Genomic DNA, 16339 nt, shown 5'->3' on the forward strand with positions numbered 1-16339 from the left:
GCGCGTTCCTTGCTACGCCACGGCCTGCGCGCGCCACGCCGATGGCGCGACGGCTTCTTCCTGCCGCCAGGCCGCACGGAACGCCTGCGGGCTGGCGAACCCGCAGCGCTCGGCCACGATCTCGACGGCCCAGTCGCTGTCCCGCAGCAGCCTGCGCGCCAGCGCGATCCGCAACTGCTGGTGATACTGCTTGAGCGTGATGCCGCATGCCTGGCGGAACAGGCGCGCCAGGTGCCGGTAGCTGAGCGCAAAGCGGCCGGCCAGCGCCTCGTAGGGCAGCGCGCATGCGGGCTGGTCGGTCAGGAAGTCCTGCACGGCATGGATGACCGCATGGTCGTGGCTGCGGTAGCGCAGTTGCGCATCCAGCGCCGGGTCCTGGCTCAGCCTGCGGAACGGGAATACGTTGTCGCGCGCGACGCGGATGGCCGTTGCGGCGCCGAAGTCCCGGGCGATCAGGTGCAGCGACAGGTCGATGCCAGCCGAGACGCCCGCCGAAGTCAGTACCGCGCCGTCATCCACCAGCATCCGGTTGGCCAGCACGCGCGCCCGCGGGTGGCGTTGCTGCAGGCGCGCAAGGTGTGCGTGGTGGGTGGTGCAATGGCGCCCGTCGAGCAGCCCCGCGGCGCCGAGCAGATAGGCCCCGGTGCAGACGCTGGCCAGCGTGATCTCGCCCAGCCGGGGGCGAGCCACGGTCTGCAGCCATTCGGCCAGTTCGCGCAGCCAGGGCGGGGGTGTGGCGCTGAAGTCGAGCTTGCAGCCGATCACCATGACCAGGTCGCCGCGTGCCAGCACGGCCGGCAAGGGCTCGATCGCAGTCAGCGCCAGGCCCTGAAAGCTGGTCACCTCCCGTTGCGGCCCTGTGCAGTGCAGCACCACCGGCGCGATCCCCAGTTCGGCGAGCGACCCGAACACCTGGAGCGGGCCGCCGAGGTCCAGCATGTGCACCTTCGGTGGCAGCACAAAGAAAACGCGTTGCATCGCCGTCCGCCCTTTTGGTTCCGATTGTCACCGGAATGATGGCAGATTTTTTTCCTATCCAGGCATATTTTCCGATTTTCGCGGTAGACAGGAAAACCTATCATGGCAGGAAATTAACCCAACGCCTGTTTCGCGAGGTGGAAAGCATGCTGGAACTCAGACCGACCTGTGAGCACTGCAACAAGGCGCTTCCGCCGGCGTCGACGGAAGCGCGCATCTGTTCCTATGAGTGCACTTTCTGTGCCGCGTGCGTCGACGAAGTGCTGGGGAATGTCTGCCCCAACTGCGGGGGCGGGTTCGTGCCCAGGCCGGTGCGGCCATCGAGGAACTGGAAGGGCGACAATTATCTCGGCCACGACCCGGCGAGCACCAGGGTCCGGCACAAGCCAGTCGATCCCGATGCGCACGCGCGGTTCGCCGCAGGAATCCGGGCGATCCCGCCGGAGCAGCGCTGATCCGTCCGCCCGGCAGGGGGCGGGCATGCTGCCACGCCCGCCCCGCGGGTGGCTTACTTTGACTTGGGCTTGAGCATCTCGCCCGCTTCCTTCACGTTCTGCTCGGCGCGCTTGCTGATCACGGCCAGGGCTTCGGCCTGCGATTTCTGCGCCATTTCAGCCAGCGCACGCATATTTTCCAGGGCCTGGTGCAGGCTCTGCTGGACGAATTCGCCCTGCTTGGTCATGGCTTCCGCGGGCGTGGTGCCCGGCTTGAATTGCTGCGCCGCGGCCTGGAGCTCCTGCATGGTCTTGTTGAAGATCTCCGTCTGCTTCTGCACCAGCGCCTGGAGCCCTTCATAGGCGAGCTTGTTTGCCTCGGTCAGCGCTTCGATGTCCTTGCGCCGCGCTTCGATTACCGTCGTCATGTCGACGCCGGGCAGCTTGAACTGCTCGAGCATCTTGCTGAAGTCCGCGAACGGGTTGGGTGGCGTTGTCATGGTGCGTCTCCTCGGGGGGCTGCTAAGAATGCGATCGCTTGGGGGCACCTGAAAACTCTAGACGCTCCAAGGCCAGTCCCGCAAGGCCCGGATCCGCGATGGCAGCAGATTGCTAAAGTTTTCCGCCTGGCTGCCGTTGGCTTCCATAGCCCGCACGTGCGCCCCGGGCATCCAAGGCGGGGCGCTGATGCGGACGACGAGAGCGAATGGCTGCCTTGCGTGTCAGCACTTCGCCGTAACCAGGTCCTAATCAGGTAGAAGAAATGAAGAATCTCGGAATAGGGGTGCGCCTAGGCATCGGCTTTGGCGTGGTGTTGCTGCTTTCTGCGCTCATGACCGGCTTTGGCATCCTGCGCCTGCAGCAGGTTGCCGAACGTACCCACGCGATGATGCAGCAGCCGTTGGCCAAGGAGCGGCTGGTCAGCGACTGGTACCGGCTTATGCATACCAGCGTGCGCCGCACGACGGCCGTGGCGCGCAGCGCCGATCCGTCGCTGGGGACATTCTTCGCCCCCGAGACCAAGGCTTCGCTCGAAGGCATCGCCGCGCTGCGCGACAAGCTCCAGCCGATGCTGACCTCGGAGGCGGAGAAGGCCGCCTTCGCCAAGATCCTGAGCGTGCGCGAGCCCTACAACAACAGCCGCGACAAGATCACCAAACTCAAGCAGGAAGGCCAGACGGAAGAAGCCAACCAGGTGCTGGAAAAAGAGTTCGTGCCGGCAGGCGACGCCTATCTGGCCGAGATCCAGAAACTGCTGGACATCCAGCGCAGCAGCATCGACGCCACGGCGGCCGAGATCAACAGCATCTACGAACGTGCCCGCATCAGCCTGATCGTGCTGGGCGTGTTCGTGCTGGCGATCGGCGTTGCGTTTTCGATGTGGCTGACGGTGGGCATCACGCGCCCGCTCAGCCGTGCCGTCGGCATTGCGCGCACCGTGGCGTCAGGCGACCTGACCAGCCGCATCGAGGTGGACAGCCGCGACGAGACCGGCCAGCTGCTGGAGGCGCTGCGCGACATGAACGCCAACATTCTGCGCATCGTGCGCGAAGTGCGAACCGGTACCGAGTCGATCGCGTCCGGCACCAGCCAGATCGCCGCCGGCAACACCGACCTGTCGCAACGCACCGAAGAGCAGGCATCTTCGCTGCAGGAAACCGCGGCCAGCATGGAGGAGCTGACCAGCATCGTCCGCCAGAATGCCGATAACGCCCGCCAGGCCAGCTCGCTCGCCGTCAATGCTTCCGAAATCGCGGCCAAGGGCGGCACCGTGGCCGACCAGGTGGCTGACACCATGGAAGAGATCAATGGCGCGTCGAAGAAGGTGGTCGACATCATCGCCGTGATCGAAGGCATCGCGTTCCAGACCAACATCCTTGCGCTGAACGCGGCAGTGGAAGCGGCCCGTGCGGGTGAACAGGGCCGCGGCTTTGCCGTGGTTGCGGGAGAGGTCCGCAGCCTTGCCCAGCGCAGTGCAACGGCCGCCAAGGAGATCAAGGCACTGATCGGCGATTCCGTGGATCGCGTGGAGAAGGGCTCGATGCTCGTGATGCAGTCCGGCCAGACCATGGAAGAGATCGTTGCCGCGGTCAAGCGCGTGACTGACATCATGGGCGAGATCAGCGCGGCGTCGTCGGAACAGAGTGCCGGTATCGAACAGGTCAACCAGGCTGTCACGCAGATGGACAGCGTGACGCAGCAGAACGCGGCGCTGGTGGAGCAGGCTGCTGCAGCGGCGGGTTCGCTGGAGGAGCAGGCGCAGCGATTGAAGGAGGCGGTGTCTTCGTTCAGGTTGGCGGCGTAACGGCGCGTTGCTGGCTTTCGCCGCTCTCCCGCACGCGGGAGAGCGGCGCACACTCATCTCGGCGGGACGCTCACCGCGCCTTCAAAAACTCCCCCACCTCCAGCAACACCAGCTCATTGTCATCCGCGCGGTTCGGCTCGCGGCTGCTCGAGAACGGCAGGTTGTTGTCGTTGCCGACTACGATATGGGTGGCATCAACCACGTCTACGTTCTCGATGGTGAAGAACGGAAACGCGAGCACGCCATCGGTCAGCGGCTTGCGTGCCAGATGGCCGGGGTCGGCAATGCGCAGCAGGTCGATGTAGCCGATCTTGCGCAGCGGCGCGCCGGCGTTGGCATCGGTCAGCTCGACCTTGTAGACGCGCTTGAACTTCGCCACATCGTCAAAGCAGTCGGGCCGCTTCTGGCTGGCCGGGCAGGCCTTGTCGGGCGTGCCTTCCCCATTGTCGCGCTCGATGATCAGGCCGGTGGTGCCATCGATCATGTTGAAGTCGCCGATCGCGTGGTGGCCGGCTTCGAGCACGTATTTCCAATGCCGGCCGGTCCAGGTTTCCTGCTTCACGTCGAACTCCAGCACGCGCAGGTAGGGCTTGCCGCCTTCGGTCTCATAAGTGCGTGAGGCCTCGTCCCACAGCGCGCCTTCCAGCAGCGCATAGAGCTTGCTGCCGTCTGGCGACGACGCCATGCCCTCGAAGCCCTTCGAGCGCCGCACCTGGAATTTCACGCTGCCATCGGGAGCGCCCGGGGTGGTGATCGCAGGATGGTCGGGCGAACGCACCACCTTGCCGTCGACCTTCGTATCGAATACCGCCAGTACCTTGCCGTTCATGTCCGCCTTGATCAGGAACGGCCCGAACTCGTCGCCGATCCAGATTGCGCCGCCGGCAAACTGGAAGCTCTCGGTATCGAAGTCGGAGCCGGTCAGGTAGCGTGTCCTGGTGCCTTCGTGGACGATGCGGAACGGCACCTTCTTGTCCGGGTCGTGCAGGAAGATGGTGCGCAGCCGCTGGAAGCGGCCGCTGCCGAAGTCCACTTTGTAGTGGTTCAGGTACAGCATGAAGTCCGGCGAGTTCGCCTTGGCGCCGGCGCCGTTGTCGGTGAGGATCCAGAAGCTGCCGTCCGGCATGCGCTTGATGCCGGAATGGCCTTGCGCGGGCTGGCCGCGGAAGGGCAGCGATACGCCGGTCGGGCGGCCGTTGGACTTGCCTTCGACGCTGCCCGGAGCCTCCACGCGCTGCGCGGTGGTGAACTTGCCGCTGATCTGCAGATCAGCCGGCGCGTCTTTCGGCACGGCCAGCATGGTCTGGGCCGGCAGCACGGCGTGGCCCGCCAGGGTGGCCGGGTAGGCGGTCTGCGCGAGCGTCCATGAGGGCATCGTGCCCAGGCAGCCCAGTGCGGCGGTCGCGGCCAGCAGGAAATGTCGAGACATTGGTCGGGTTCCTTCGCGGTGTCGATGAAGAGGACAAAACGGGCATTCTGGCCGCGAAGTTTGACAGTACTGTGATTCGGAGGCCGCATGGCGTGCCGGGCGCGGGCGTGCCATGCACCCGCGCGAAAGCCAGTTTGCGGTGCGATCAGCGAACGGCAGGCCGGGCAAGCGACGGCAAAGTGGATTTTTTTGCCCGATTGCCGCGCAAATGCCATGGCTTTCAGATTCCTGAAAGCAAAATCAGGCAAAATTCCACCTTTAGCGTCGCGCTGCGACCCGGCCGGCGCTTATCCCCCCACCCGTTCGAGGATCAGAGAGAAGCAATGAGTACCCAGCAACCCACCATCATCTACACGCTGACCGACGAAGCTCCGCTGCTGGCGACCAGTGCCTTCCTGCCGATCATCCGAACCTTTACCTCGCCCGCGGGCATCAACGTCGAGACCAGCGATATCTCGGTGGCGGGCCGTATCCTGGGCGAATTCCCCGAATTCCTGACCGAAGAACAGCGCGTGCCGGACAACCTGGCCGAACTGGGCCGCCTGACGCTGCTGCCGGACACCAACATCATCAAGCTGCCCAACATCAGCGCCTCGGTGCACCAGCTGGTCAGCGCGATCAAGGAACTGCAGGCCAAGGGCTACAAGGTGCCGGACTATCCGGAAGACCCGAAGACCGACGAAGAGAAGGCCATCCAGAAGCGCTATTCCAAATGCCTGGGCAGTGCCGTGAATCCGGTCCTGCGCGAAGGCAACTCGGACCGCCGCGCGCCGGCCGCCGTCAAGAACTACGCCCGCAAGAACCCGCACAGCATGGGTGAGTGGAGCATGGCCTCGCGCACCCACGTGGCGCACATGAAGCACGGCGACTTCTACCACGGCGAAAAGTCGATGACGCTGGACCGCGCACGCGACGTCAAGATGGAACTGGTCACCAGGAGCGGCAAGACCATCGTCCTCAAGCCGAAGGTCTCCCTGCTGGACGGCGAGATCATCGACAGCATGTTCATGAGCAAGAAGGCGCTGTGCGACTTCTACGAAGAGCAGTTCGAAGATGCGCGCAAGACCGGTGTGATGCTGTCGCTGCACGTCAAGGCCACCATGATGAAGGTCTCGCACCCGATCGTGTTCGGCCACGCCGTGAAGATCTTCTACAAGGAAGCCTTCGCCAAGCACGGCGCGCTGTTCGACGAACTGGGCGTGAACGTCAATAACGGCCTGGTCAACCTGTACGAGAAGCTGGAAACCCTGCCGAGCTCCAAGCGCGAAGAAATCATCCGCGACCTGCACGCCTGCCACGAGCATCGTCCGGAACTGGCGATGGTCGATTCGGCCAAGGGCATCTCCAACCTGCACGCGCCGAACGACGTGATCGTGGACGCCTCGATGCCGGCCATGATCCGCATCGGCGGCAAGATGTGGGGTGCCGACGGCCGTCCGAAGGACACCAAGGCCGTGATCCCGGAGAGTACGTTCGCGCGCATCTACCAGGAGATCATCAACTTCTGCAAGACCAACGGCAACTTCGACCCGACCACCATGGGCACGGTGCCGAACGTGGGCCTGATGGCGCAGAAGGCCGAGGAATACGGCTCGCACGACAAGACCTTCGAGATCACCGAAGCCGGCGTGGCCAATATCGTCGACCTGACTACCGGTGAAGTGCTGCTGACGCAGAACGTGGAAGAGGGCGACATCTGGCGCATGTGCCAGGTCAAGGACGCGCCGATCCGCGACTGGGTCAAGCTGGCCGTTACCCGCGCGCGCAACTCCGGCATGCCGGCCGTGTTCTGGCTGGACCCGTACCGTCCGCACGAAGCCGAGCTGATCAAGAAGGTCGAGACCTACCTCAAGGACTACGACACCAAGGGCCTGGACATCCAGATCATGTCGCAGGTGCGCGCCATGCGCTACACGCTGGAACGCGTGATCCGCGGCCTGGACACCATCTCGGTGACCGGCAACATCCTGCGCGACTACCTGACCGACCTGTTCCCGATCATGGAGCTGGGCACCAGCGCCAAGATGCTGTCGATCGTTCCGCTGATGGCCGGCGGCGGCATGTACGAAACCGGCGCGGGCGGCTCGGCGCCGAAGCATGTCAAGCAACTGGTGGAAGAGAACCACCTGCGCTGGGATTCGCTCGGTGAGTTCCTGGCGCTGGCGGTGTCGCTGGAAGACATGGGCATCAAGACCGACAACGCCAAGGCCAAGATCCTGGCCAAGACGCTCGATGCCGCCACCGGCAAGCTGCTCGACAACAACAAGAGCCCGTCGCCCAAGACCGGCCAGCTCGACAACCGCGGCAGCCAGTTCTACCTGGCCATGTACTGGGCTCAGGAACTGGCCGCGCAGACCGAAGACGCAGCCCTGGCCGCGCACTTCGCACCGCTGGCCAAGAAGCTGACCGAGAACGAGAAGACCATTGTTGGCGAGTTGTCCGACGTGCAGGGCAAGCCGGCGGATATCGGCGGCTACTACCTGCCGGAGGCCGAGAAGCTGAATGCCGTGATGCGCCCGAGCAAGACGCTGAACGCGGCGCTGGCGGCTGCGCACGCCTGACGCCCGCTACTGCCCTCGCAGTCGGGGGCGGTGCCGTTCTTGATTGTTGCTGAGGCCCGCCCGCCTGGTTTTCCGACCGGGCCGGTGGGCCTCAGTCACGTCTGCAGGCTGTGTTTGCCGCGCCTATGCCGTCGCCGCGCCGTCAGCGCGGTCATGGCCATTCCACGTCAGGCGCCAGGACATGTTCGGCGTCTTCTCCACCAGGCCGTGATCCTGCAGGAGCAGCAGATGGTGGGAAAGCCTGGAGGCGTCCACGTTGCCGAGCGCCTTGCTGAGCTGTATGTCCGTCATCGACGCCTGGCTGTCGGCGCGCAGTGTCGAAAGTATCCGCTCTACCAGCAGCCTGTCTCGCTTCATGTTCTCTCCTCGCGCGTGTGCAGGCAGTGGACTAAGGCCGTTGCCCTTCCAGCAGAAATTGCCAGCCTTGCTCCGGGCCTTCCTTCTGGTCGCGATACGTCCAGAGCGTCCCGCAGGTGTGGCACACGAAGGTGCTGATGGTGATTGCCGCCGATCCGGGCGGCTTGATGCGCTGGGTATCGGTGATGCGCAGCGCAGCGTGCCCGGGTGAACCGAGTTTGTGGAGTTCGATGGCCTGGCAAGCAGGGCAGAGTGTCATGCCGTATTCCGTACAGTAGGTGGCCAACTGTAGCACGCGGACACGTGCAAAAAGGATCGCCGGGCAAACAAGCGCGTGGATGCGCGCGTATGTCATCAACGGCCAGGTGCGGAGACCCGCAACCCGCACTTTTTCGCACGATTCGGCGATGTTCGTTGACACTGGGGAGGGGCACCTGTATAACGATCAGTGCAGGATCTATCAAAGAGCAACCTCGAAGTACTAGGTGCTTGCCCACACGGCGCCACTTTTTCTCCTTGTTCCTTCCTTGATCGTCATGCCTTGCCGGCGCTTTTGTCCGGCGAGAATACTTTTTGAGGAATCCATACATGGAAACCGGTACCGTCAAGTGGTTCAACGATTCGAAGGGTTTTGGCTTCATTACGCCTGATGCAGGCGGCAACGACCTCTTCGCGCACTTCTCCGAAATTCAAGGCAACGGCTTCAAGTCGCTGCAAGAAGGCCAGAAGGTTCGTTACGTTGCTGGCGTCGGCCAAAAGGGCCCGGCAGCGACCAAGATCGAGCCGATCTGATCCTCCCGGCGCAAGTCGGATAAAAAAGCTCCGCCAAGCGGAGCTTTTTTTTCGCCGTCGAATGGTTATCCGCGTGGTTATTCGCCATGGTGAAATAAAGGCACTCCGGGTCCCACAAGAGGAGTAGAGTGGGGCAATAGCAATACAACTGCGGAGGCTGCCATGGATAACTATCCGACTGCCACTTATAAAGGGTATGACCTCTACCCTCTGGTCTTCAAGCATGACGTGGCGCGCGTCTGGCCCGAACGCAGGCCCGACCGGTCCTTCGATGCCGCAGTGGTCATCTGCCGGGAAGGCGGACTGCCCGAAGGCGAGCAGGCACGCACGTTCCGTCTCGATGCAACGCCCTGGGATAATGTCGGGGCGGCACGCCGTGGTGTGCTTCGCTATGCGGAAGATATTATCAACGGCGCAGTTCCGGGCCAGTCAGTCTTGTCACTCTGAGCGTCATCGCAGCCACCGGCATTCTCAGTGAATCCCGCAAGGGAGCAGGGCAACAGCGGCGCGAAGCCGCATGGAGCAAACATGAGTAATGCCAATCTTGGTATCAGTGGTAGCGGCAATGCGCCTTTCGCCAGCTACAAGGGGTTTGACCTCTATCCGCTGGTCTACAAGCATCAGCCCGTTCAGTCCTGGCCGCGCGTAAAACCGGATGGCAGTTTTAATGCATCGGTTGTCATCTGCCGCGAAGGATATCGCCCCGGCAGCGAGCGCACACGCGTGTATCGCCTGGAAAACACGCTGTGGGAAAACATCGGTACCGCTCGCCGCGGCGCAGTGAAATTCGGCGAGGACATCATCAACGGGCTGGTAGCGGGCGAGTCTGTGGTATCGCTCTAGCCGGGATTGCCGGTTGATCCCGGCATCCCATCCTGCTGCCCCTCAGGAGTCCATGCATGAACAACGTTGCTGCGTCATCCAGTTTCCTCTGCACACTACCGGGTCAGGGCAAGGATATTGCCTATCACGTCGCGGTCAGTTTTCTCGATGCAAGCCACCCCGCGGGGGTGCTCTTCACCAGCTTTGTCGGTGACGGAAGGCGTTCGTTCGGGGTGCTGACCGATGCGGGCTCGCTGCAGGGGGCGCTCGCCTCGAGTTCCGAGGCGCTATGTCGTCTGGCGATCGGACAGGCGGTCCGCGACCATCTCTACGACAAGGCCCGCGAGGGCGACTACGTGCTGGATCCGGATGCCGAGCCCTGGCAGGGCGAGCTCAAGCCGGTCGGTGCCGGCGTTCGCGCGAACCGCCCACGGCAGCAGCGCTTCCAGAGCTGAGCACGAGGCCCGGTGCCGGACCTTTGATGGCTAGATGCTGAATTCCGGGCTGCCATAGCGCGACAGCAGCGCTTCAATCAACGCCATGTCATGCGTCTGCGGCGTGCGGTCTTCAACGGCGCGCGACGGACCGCAATAGGTGGCGGTCACATGGCGTTTCACCGTCAGCACGCCCGCGGCGGGCGGCGCCACGTCAACCACCGGCCACGGCGTATGCCGGTAGCTGCCGGCGATCCAGCCGGCCGGGGTCAGGTGCAGTTCTTCCCATTCTTCGCTGATCGACATAATTTCCTCTCCTTCATGTAGACGGGGTGAGTAGTTGAGCGTGGCCCGTTCCGGACCACGCTGCCGCCGGTCAGGACTTGTGGCGATAGTTGATGCGCCCCTTCGTCAGGTCGTACGGCGACATTTCGAGCGTGACGCGGTCACCCGCAAGCACGCGGATGCGATTCTTCTTCAGCCGTCCCGACGAATAAGCCCAGACCTCAAAGCCGTTTTCCAGGATGACGCGGAAGCGGTTGTCAGGGAGGACTTCCGAGACCTTGCCGCCAAATTCCACCAGTTCTTCTTTAGCCAAGGATGCTCCTTAGGTTGGGTTCCTTGCCGCGATGCTTACGCGGGCTGTTGAGACGGCTGTGCCAGCCGATGAGGGGACTGCTGCGTGCGCATGCGGGCAGCGGCGCTTTCGCCGGCGCGCCGGGCGGCCTGTTTGGCCTTGGCTTCGGAGCGGTGCGTGGCATGCCGCATCGAGACGTTGGCAACGATGCGTTCGGCGCCGTTGCGGTACTCGGCGATCATGTAGTTCGCGAACCAGATGCCCGGTTCTTGCTGGATGGGGTACACCGAAACGGTGAACGGAGTGATGCTGTGATTCAAATGAAAGCCTGTTCAGGGGCGCGCGGTCGCGGGCGGCGCCGCGCGCACCATTCAGGGTGCGGCGCGCTTGCCTGGCGACCGGTCGCCATTGCGGATGCCAGTGTCGCGGCCGACGCAGTGGCGCAGGCGGAAAAACTGGTGTGAGATGGACCGTGCTTGCGCAAGCCGACGCGTCAGGTACATGCGCAGTCGTTGCGGAGCGGACATGCCGCCGGTCGGGATCGGGTGGTGGGCGAAAGTCGCCCTGAAAGAGTCGGGTGTACGCCCGACGGGCCGCTGGTGCTGTTCTACTGTTGATGTCTGGCGGCCGGTGCCTTGGCGTCGACGGATGCCGACGAATGGCAGGAAAGGCGAATCATACCACCTTTGACGATCGGCTGCAGAAGGGGCGCCGGCGCCTCATGTGCCGCGCGCCCCGTAGCCGACTTCAGCGGGCATATCGCCCGACAATGCTCTGGCCGGCAATGGCGTGGCCCTTCAGCGCGGCAAGCAGATCATCCCGCGTGAGGCCCGGAGGCAGCGCGGACGGCGCCAGATCGGTTGCCACCACGGTCAGGATGTAGTGATGCGGCGCTTCGCCCACGGGTGGGCAGGGCCCGCGATAGGCCGTGCCGCCGGAGATGTTCTTGCCCACGGTGGCGCCGTGGCCGTCGGTCTGGCCTTCTCCCTGCTTCAGCTGGCCGCGCTCCGCGGCAATGTTGTAGGCGACCCAGTGCGACACGCCCAGCCCCTTCGCGCCGTCCGGGTCGAACATCAGCACCGCCACGGACTTCGTGCCCGCTGGCAGGTGCGACCACGATACCTGCGGCGCCATGCCCTTGCCGCCGCAGCCGGGTTCGCTGCCACCGTGCTCCGGGGGAATGACGCCGTTTTCGGTGAACGAGCTGGACGACACGGTCATGGCAGCGGTCTGGGCGTTGGCGGGGCCGGCCAGGCACAGTGCGGCGAAGGTTGAGGCAAGCAGTACGTTCGTGGAGGTCATGGCATCTCCTGGAAGTGATCGGATGCAGCCGTAGACAGATACGGTCCCCACTAAGGTAGAACCAATCTCGCGCCGTTGCTTCTTGCGTCGCAGCAATCGTCCCGGCCGTCCCTCGGCCAGGCGCTTCCGTCGTCCTGTCAGTAGGACGCTGAGGCCGAATTTCCATGGCTACCGGCGCGGATTGCCAGCACCTATGCTTTCCCCACACGACCCGCTCGCCAGCCGTGGCGCCCGGCGAACAGGTCGCCTACGGGGCTTCAGAAGCTACCCGGTTTCCGTACCGGCAGGCATTTTGCAAGGCGCCGGCAAGCAACCGATGCCTGACCGCACCATATCCGCAGATATCCATTCAGGAGAACCGCAATGACCACTCCCGCAAACTTCAACGGCAAGCGACCCGTGCTGGACCCGGCCGATACCGCGATGCTGCTGATCGATCACCAGAGCGGCCTGTTCCAGACCGTCGGCGATATGCCCATGCCGGAATTGCGCGCACATGCCGCGGCGCTGGCGAAGATGGCCACGCTGTGCAAGCTGCCCGTCATCACGACGGCGTCAGTGCCGCAAGGCCCCAACGGCCCGCTGATCCCGGAAATCCACGAGAATGCGCCGCACGCAAAATACGTGGCGCGCAAGGGCGAGATCAATGCGTGGGACAACCCCGACTTTGTCGCCGCCGTGAAGGAAACCGGCCGCAAGACGCTGATCATCGCCGGCACCATCACCAGCGTCTGCATGGCATTCCCGGCGATCAGCGCGGTTGCCGACGGCTACAAGGTCTTTGCCGTCGTCGATGCCTCGGGCACCTATTCCAAGATGGCGCAGGAAATCACGCTGGCACGCGTGGTCCAGGCCGGTGTCGTGCCGATGGATACGGCCGCCGTGGCGTCGGAACTGCAGCAGACCTGGAACCGTCCGGACGCGCAGCAGTGGGCCGAGGTCTACACCAAGATCTTCCCTGCCTACCAACTGCTGATCGAGAGCTACCTGAAGGCGCAGGACGTCCAGAAGAACCACGAAGTCCTCGACTCGCAACGGTAAGAGGTGACAAGGCGCGTTCGTGCCCACGGCTCCCGGGGGGGGGCCGGACGCGCTTTCGCATAACGGTCTGCCAGTGCGAGGCAGCGCCTGTCCGGCCGGCTTGCCTCAGGCCTTCGTCGCAGCCGGCGCTCCAGCCGGAACTGCCCGGGCGGCAGCCGCGGCACCTTCATCGGCCGATGCTGCGCGCCGATGATCGATCAGCCCCACCGCAATCATTGCGATGACTGCCGGAATGGCAATCGCCAGGAAGTTCTGCTGCAGCGGCAATGCCATCCCCACCAGCGCGCCGATCACGATCGGCGCCAGGATCGCACCGCTGCGCCCCACGCCCGATGCCCAGCCGATGCCGGTGGCGCGCACCGCCATCGGATAGAACTGTCCGGCATAGGCATACGTCACGATCTGCGTGCCGATGGTCGAGGCGCCGGCCAGTCCGACGGTGACGAACAGCGCGCCGGTCGGCATCGGATACCCCAGCAGCGTGATCGACACCGCCGCCAACCCATACATGCCGATCAGCACATACTTGATCGGCAGCCGGTCGGCCAGCCAGCCGCCGCCGATCGCGCCGATCATGGCGCCGAAGTTCAGCACCAGCACGAAGGTCAGCGCCGAGCCCAGGCTGTAGCCGGCCCCGGCCATCAGCTTGGCCAGCCAAGAGCTCAGCGCGTAGACCATGAACAGGCACATGAAGAACGCCACCCAGAACATCAGCGTGCTGAAACCGCGGCCGTCCTGGAACAGCTTGCGGATCGGCGCGCTGCCGGCCTTGTCGTCGGCGGGGAGGCTGAAGCTGTCGCCGGCCTGCGGCTGGTAGGCCGGCTCGAGGCGCGCGGCAATCGCCTGCAGCCTGGCGGTCTGCCCGGTGCGGATCAGGTATGGCATCGACTCCGGCAACGACTTCAGCACCAGCGGAACCAGCAGCACCGGCAGGCCGGCGGCGATGAACACCGACTGCCAGCCATAGCTTTCGATCAGGCCCTTGCCCAGCAGCGCGGCGAGCATGCCGCCCACCGAATAGCCGCTGAACATCAGCGTGACCAGCGTCCCGCGCAGCTTGCGCGGCGAGTATTCGGTCATCTGCGCCACTACGTTGGGCATCACGCCACCGATGCCGAGACCGGCGAGAAAGCGCGTGATACTGAACAGCACCGGATCGCTGGTGAAGCCCGCCACCGCGGTGAAGACGCTGAACAGCAGGATGCAGATGGCAATGGCGCGGCGCCGGCCGATGCGGTCTGCCACGGTGCCCAGGAAGATGGCGCCGAACATCATGCCGAACAGGGCCGAGCTGACCATAAAGCCGGCGCTGGTGGGATTCACGCCCATCGCCTTCATGATCGAGGGCAGTGCGATGCCTGCCACGGCTAGGTCGTAGCCGTCGAAGATGATGATCAGCGCGCACCAGAGCAGCACGAGCCCGTGGAAGCGATTGAACCTGGCCTCGTCGGCCAGCTTGTGTACATCGATCTGACGCATGGTTTGTCTCCGGGTGATTGCATGCTGAAATTTGTTTGCGCCCCTCTCCCGCTTGCGGGAGAGGGGCCGGGGGAGAGGGCAGGCGCCTGCCATCGCGAGATGCGTTCCATTTCCGCTAGCCGGTGCATTGGAAGAACACAGTTCACTGCTCCTGCAAATGCCGGCCCTCTCCCCAGCCCTCTCCCGCAAGCGGGAGAGGGGGCCGGCTCTCAGCGGTTTTGTTGGTGTTGCTTCAGGCAGGCGTCAGGTCGCCGCCATCTCGCGTTCGCGCAGGATGAAGCGCTGGATCTTGCCGGTCGCCGTCTTGGGCAGCGACTCGACGAACTCGATCGCGCGCGGATACTTGTAGGCCGCGAGCCGCTCCTTGATGAAGGCCTTGAGTTCGCCGTCGCCCACCTGCGTGCCCGCCTTGAGCACGACAAAGGCCTTGGTCTTGACCAGGCCCTCGTGATCGGGCACGCCGATGACGGCGGCTTCGAGCACGGCAGGGTGCTGCACCAGCGTGGCTTCCACCTCGAACGGCGACACGTAGATGCCGCTGACCTTGAGCATGTCGTCGCTGCGGCCCGCGTAGCTGTAGGTGCCGTCGGGATTGCGCTGGTACTTGTCGCCGCTCTTGGTCCAGCCGCCGCGAAAGGTCTCGCGCGATTTCTCGCGGTCGGCCCAGTACATCATGGCGGCGCTCGGCCCCTGGATATAGAGGTCGCCGATCTCGCCATCGGGAACGGCGTGGCCTTCCTCGTCGCGCAGTTCGATCGCATAGCCCGGCACCGGCCAGCCGGTGGTGCCGTAGCGCACCTGTCCGGGGCGGTTGGAGAGGAAGATATGCAGCATCTCGGTGGAGCCGATGCCGTCGATGATCTCGCAGCCGAAATGCGCGGTGAAGCGTTGGCCAATGTCGGCGGGGAGTGCTTCACCGGCCGACGAGCACAGGCGCAGCGCGACATCGGCACGCGCGGGCAGGGCGGAGGAGGCGAGCATGCCGGCGTATCCCGTCGGCGCGCCGAAGAACACCGTGGGCCTGTGTTCGAGCCAGCGGCGGAACGTTGCCTCGGGCGTGGGCCGCTCCGCCATCAGCACGACCGTTGCGCCGACGCTGAGCGGAAAGCCAAGGCTGTTGCCCAGCCCGTAGGCAAAGTACAGCTTGGCGGCCGAGAAGCAGATGTCCTGCTCGTCCAGGCCCAGCACCGGGCCCGCATACAGGCCGGCCGTCCAGTATGGGTTGCCATGGCTGTGCACCACGCCTTTGGGCTGTCCCGTGGAGCCTGATGAATAAAGCCAGAAGCCGGGATCGTCGGGGCTGGTGGCGGCGGGCTCTTCCAGTGGCGTGTGGCTGGCAAGCGCCTCATCCAGCGCCACAATGCCTTCGGGCAGCGCTTCCTTTGGCCGCGACACGAACACCTTGCGCACCTCATGTCCCGGCTGTGCCAGCGCGTCCTGCAAGACCGGCAGCAGCGCAGCCGACACCAGCACGGCCTGCGCGCGGCTGTGCTGCAGCATATAGGCGTAGTCGCCGGCCGTGAGCAGCGTATTGACGGCGACGGGCACGATGCCCGCATACATCGCGCCGAGGAAACACACCGGCCAGTCGGTGCAGTCGTGCATCAGCAGCAGTACGCGCTCTTCGCGGCGGATGCCTGCGCCGAGCAGCGCGGCGGCCACGCGGCGCACCTGCTGCGCCAGTTCTCCATAGGCGAGTTGTCCGTCGTCATCGATATAGGCGACCTTGCCGGCGCGCGCCGCATTGCGCGTGATCAGGTGGGCGGCGAAGTTGAACGGCGTCCCCGGTGGCTGGACTGGCGTATCGGCTGTCATGGGTGTCTCCCCG

19 protein-coding genes are annotated in these 16339 nt (G+C 64.5%); 8 read left to right on the plus strand and 11 right to left on the minus strand.

Translation table 11 applies throughout. The annotated features are described in order from the left end of the window. Window positions 1-12: 12 nt before the first annotated feature. Window positions 13-978, minus strand: coding sequence for a GlxA family transcriptional regulator (locus tag RM96_RS34720; protein WP_193752580.1), 966 nt, complete (start codon window positions 976-978; stop codon window positions 13-15). A 146-nt stretch (window positions 979-1124) separates the two neighbouring features. On the opposite strand from RM96_RS34720, the gene RM96_RS34725 reads away from it, so the two are divergent. Then, window positions 1125-1433: a DUF1272 domain-containing protein gene (locus tag RM96_RS34725; RefSeq protein WP_039016421.1), complete on the plus strand. Its 309-nt coding sequence runs from the start codon at window positions 1125-1127 to the stop codon at window positions 1431-1433. Window positions 1434-1486: 53 nt separating this feature from the next. Here RM96_RS34725 and RM96_RS34730 read toward each other — a convergent pair whose 3' ends face one another. After that, window positions 1487-1912, minus strand: coding sequence for a phasin family protein (locus tag RM96_RS34730; protein ID WP_039016300.1), 426 nt, complete (start codon window positions 1910-1912; stop codon window positions 1487-1489). A gap of 263 nt (window positions 1913-2175) precedes the next feature. Between RM96_RS34730 and RM96_RS34735 the strand changes: the two genes are divergently transcribed. After that, window positions 2176-3717 carry a methyl-accepting chemotaxis protein gene (locus RM96_RS34735; protein WP_039016301.1) on the plus strand — a complete coding sequence of 514 codons (1542 nt, stop codon included), beginning with the start codon at window positions 2176-2178 and terminating at the stop codon, window positions 3715-3717. A gap of 70 nt (window positions 3718-3787) precedes the next feature. On the opposite strand, the gene RM96_RS34740 is transcribed toward RM96_RS34735, so the two are convergent. Then, on the minus strand, window positions 3788-5146 hold the full coding sequence (locus RM96_RS34740) for an esterase-like activity of phytase family protein (protein WP_039016302.1): 1359 nt from the start codon (window positions 5144-5146) through the stop codon (window positions 3788-3790). 323 nt (window positions 5147-5469) lie between these two features. Here RM96_RS34740 and RM96_RS34745 point away from each other — a divergent pair, with 323 nt between their 5' ends. Next, complete coding sequence (locus tag RM96_RS34745) at window positions 5470-7707, plus strand: NADP-dependent isocitrate dehydrogenase (protein ID WP_039016303.1); 2238 nt, start codon at window positions 5470-5472, stop codon at window positions 7705-7707. 123 nt (window positions 7708-7830) lie between these two features. Here RM96_RS34745 and RM96_RS34750 read toward each other — a convergent pair whose 3' ends face one another. Further along, complete coding sequence (locus tag RM96_RS34750; RefSeq protein ID WP_039016304.1) at window positions 7831-8064, minus strand: hypothetical protein; 234 nt, start codon at window positions 8062-8064, stop codon at window positions 7831-7833. Window positions 8065-8095: 31 nt separating this feature from the next. Continuing rightward, window positions 8096-8323, minus strand: a complete 228-nt coding sequence (locus RM96_RS34755; RefSeq protein ID WP_039016305.1) for a hypothetical protein — start codon at window positions 8321-8323, stop codon at window positions 8096-8098. 329 nt (window positions 8324-8652) lie between these two features. Here RM96_RS34755 and RM96_RS34760 point away from each other — a divergent pair, with 329 nt between their 5' ends. The 4 genes from RM96_RS34760 to RM96_RS34775 all read left to right on the plus strand — a co-directional run bounded on the left by RM96_RS34760 (window position 8653) and on the right by RM96_RS34775 (window position 10133). Next, window positions 8653-8856, plus strand: a complete 204-nt coding sequence (locus tag RM96_RS34760) for a cold-shock protein (protein WP_010812830.1) — start codon at window positions 8653-8655, stop codon at window positions 8854-8856. 162 nt (window positions 8857-9018) lie between these two features. Further along, window positions 9019-9303 carry a hypothetical protein gene (locus tag RM96_RS34765; protein WP_039016306.1) on the plus strand — a complete coding sequence of 95 codons (285 nt, stop codon included), beginning with the start codon at window positions 9019-9021 and terminating at the stop codon, window positions 9301-9303. A gap of 81 nt (window positions 9304-9384) precedes the next feature. After that, window positions 9385-9699 (plus strand): hypothetical protein, encoded by a 315-nt coding sequence (locus RM96_RS34770; RefSeq protein WP_039016307.1) that lies wholly within the window; start codon window positions 9385-9387, stop codon window positions 9697-9699. 56 nt (window positions 9700-9755) lie between these two features. Further along, window positions 9756-10133, plus strand: coding sequence for a hypothetical protein (locus RM96_RS34775; protein WP_039016308.1), 378 nt, complete (start codon window positions 9756-9758; stop codon window positions 10131-10133). A 30-nt stretch (window positions 10134-10163) separates the two neighbouring features. Here the strand turns inward: RM96_RS34775 and RM96_RS34780 are convergent, their stop codons facing one another. The 4 genes from RM96_RS34780 to RM96_RS34795 form a co-directional block, all read right to left on the minus strand. Beyond that, on the minus strand, window positions 10164-10418 hold the full coding sequence (locus RM96_RS34780) for a hypothetical protein (protein WP_039016309.1): 255 nt from the start codon (window positions 10416-10418) through the stop codon (window positions 10164-10166). Window positions 10419-10488: 70 nt separating this feature from the next. After that, a complete protein-coding gene (infA, locus tag RM96_RS34785; RefSeq protein WP_008646230.1) occupies window positions 10489-10710 on the minus strand; it encodes a translation initiation factor IF-1 in 222 nt (73 codons plus the stop codon). A 35-nt stretch (window positions 10711-10745) separates the two neighbouring features. Further along, the gene (locus tag RM96_RS34790; protein WP_039016310.1) at window positions 10746-11009 is read right to left on the minus strand and encodes a hypothetical protein; all 264 of its coding nucleotides are present in this window, start codon (window positions 11007-11009) and stop codon (window positions 10746-10748) included. A 427-nt stretch (window positions 11010-11436) separates the two neighbouring features. Further along, entirely contained in the window at window positions 11437-11991 is a 555-nt protein-coding gene (locus RM96_RS34795) for a YbhB/YbcL family Raf kinase inhibitor-like protein (protein WP_039016311.1), read from the minus strand. 363 nt (window positions 11992-12354) lie between these two features. On the opposite strand from RM96_RS34795, the gene RM96_RS34800 reads away from it, so the two are divergent. Continuing rightward, the gene (locus RM96_RS34800; protein WP_039016312.1) at window positions 12355-13032 is read left to right on the plus strand and encodes an isochorismatase family protein; all 678 of its coding nucleotides are present in this window, start codon (window positions 12355-12357) and stop codon (window positions 13030-13032) included. Between the two features lie 105 nt (window positions 13033-13137). Here the strand turns inward: RM96_RS34800 and RM96_RS34805 are convergent, their stop codons facing one another. Next, entirely contained in the window at window positions 13138-14511 is a 1374-nt protein-coding gene (locus RM96_RS34805) for an MFS transporter (RefSeq protein ID WP_039016313.1), read from the minus strand. Between the two features lie 243 nt (window positions 14512-14754). Beyond that, window positions 14755-16326: a benzoate-CoA ligase family protein gene (locus RM96_RS34810; protein WP_039016314.1), complete on the minus strand. Its 1572-nt coding sequence runs from the start codon at window positions 16324-16326 to the stop codon at window positions 14755-14757. Between the last annotated feature and the right edge of the window lie 13 nt (window positions 16327-16339).

The organism is Cupriavidus sp. IDO (assembly GCF_000812465.1).
Lineage (GTDB): Bacteria > Pseudomonadota > Gammaproteobacteria > Burkholderiales > Burkholderiaceae > Cupriavidus.

Coding starts and splice junctions, on each gene's coding strand:
- RM96_RS34800 (WP_039016312.1), top strand. CDS start 12,355: ATGACCACTCCCGCAAACTTCAACGGCAAGCGACCCGTGCTGGACCCG.
- RM96_RS34780 (WP_039016309.1), bottom strand. CDS start 10,418: ATGTCGATCAGCGAAGAATGGGAAGAACTGCACCTGACCCCGGCCGGC.
- RM96_RS34740 (WP_039016302.1), bottom strand. CDS start 5,146: ATGTCTCGACATTTCCTGCTGGCCGCGACCGCCGCACTGGGCTGCCTG.
- RM96_RS34750 (WP_039016304.1), bottom strand. CDS start 8,064: ATGAAGCGAGACAGGCTGCTGGTAGAGCGGATACTTTCGACACTGCGC.
- RM96_RS34725 (WP_039016421.1), top strand. CDS start 1,125: ATGCTGGAACTCAGACCGACCTGTGAGCACTGCAACAAGGCGCTTCCG.
- RM96_RS34745 (WP_039016303.1), top strand. CDS start 5,470: ATGAGTACCCAGCAACCCACCATCATCTACACGCTGACCGACGAAGCT.
- RM96_RS34775 (WP_039016308.1), top strand. CDS start 9,756: ATGAACAACGTTGCTGCGTCATCCAGTTTCCTCTGCACACTACCGGGT.
- RM96_RS34735 (WP_039016301.1), top strand. CDS start 2,176: ATGAAGAATCTCGGAATAGGGGTGCGCCTAGGCATCGGCTTTGGCGTG.
- RM96_RS34720 (WP_193752580.1), bottom strand. CDS start 978: ATGCAACGCGTTTTCTTTGTGCTGCCACCGAAGGTGCACATGCTGGAC.
- RM96_RS34795 (WP_039016311.1), bottom strand. CDS start 11,991: ATGACCTCCACGAACGTACTGCTTGCCTCAACCTTCGCCGCACTGTGC.
- RM96_RS34760 (WP_010812830.1), top strand. CDS start 8,653: ATGGAAACCGGTACCGTCAAGTGGTTCAACGATTCGAAGGGTTTTGGC.
- RM96_RS34810 (WP_039016314.1), bottom strand. CDS start 16,326: ATGACAGCCGATACGCCAGTCCAGCCACCGGGGACGCCGTTCAACTTC.
- RM96_RS34730 (WP_039016300.1), bottom strand. CDS start 1,912: ATGACAACGCCACCCAACCCGTTCGCGGACTTCAGCAAGATGCTCGAG.
- RM96_RS34770 (WP_039016307.1), top strand. CDS start 9,385: ATGAGTAATGCCAATCTTGGTATCAGTGGTAGCGGCAATGCGCCTTTC.
- RM96_RS34805 (WP_039016313.1), bottom strand. CDS start 14,511: ATGCGTCAGATCGATGTACACAAGCTGGCCGACGAGGCCAGGTTCAAT.
- RM96_RS34765 (WP_039016306.1), top strand. CDS start 9,019: ATGGATAACTATCCGACTGCCACTTATAAAGGGTATGACCTCTACCCT.
- RM96_RS34755 (WP_039016305.1), bottom strand. CDS start 8,323: ATGACACTCTGCCCTGCTTGCCAGGCCATCGAACTCCACAAACTCGGT.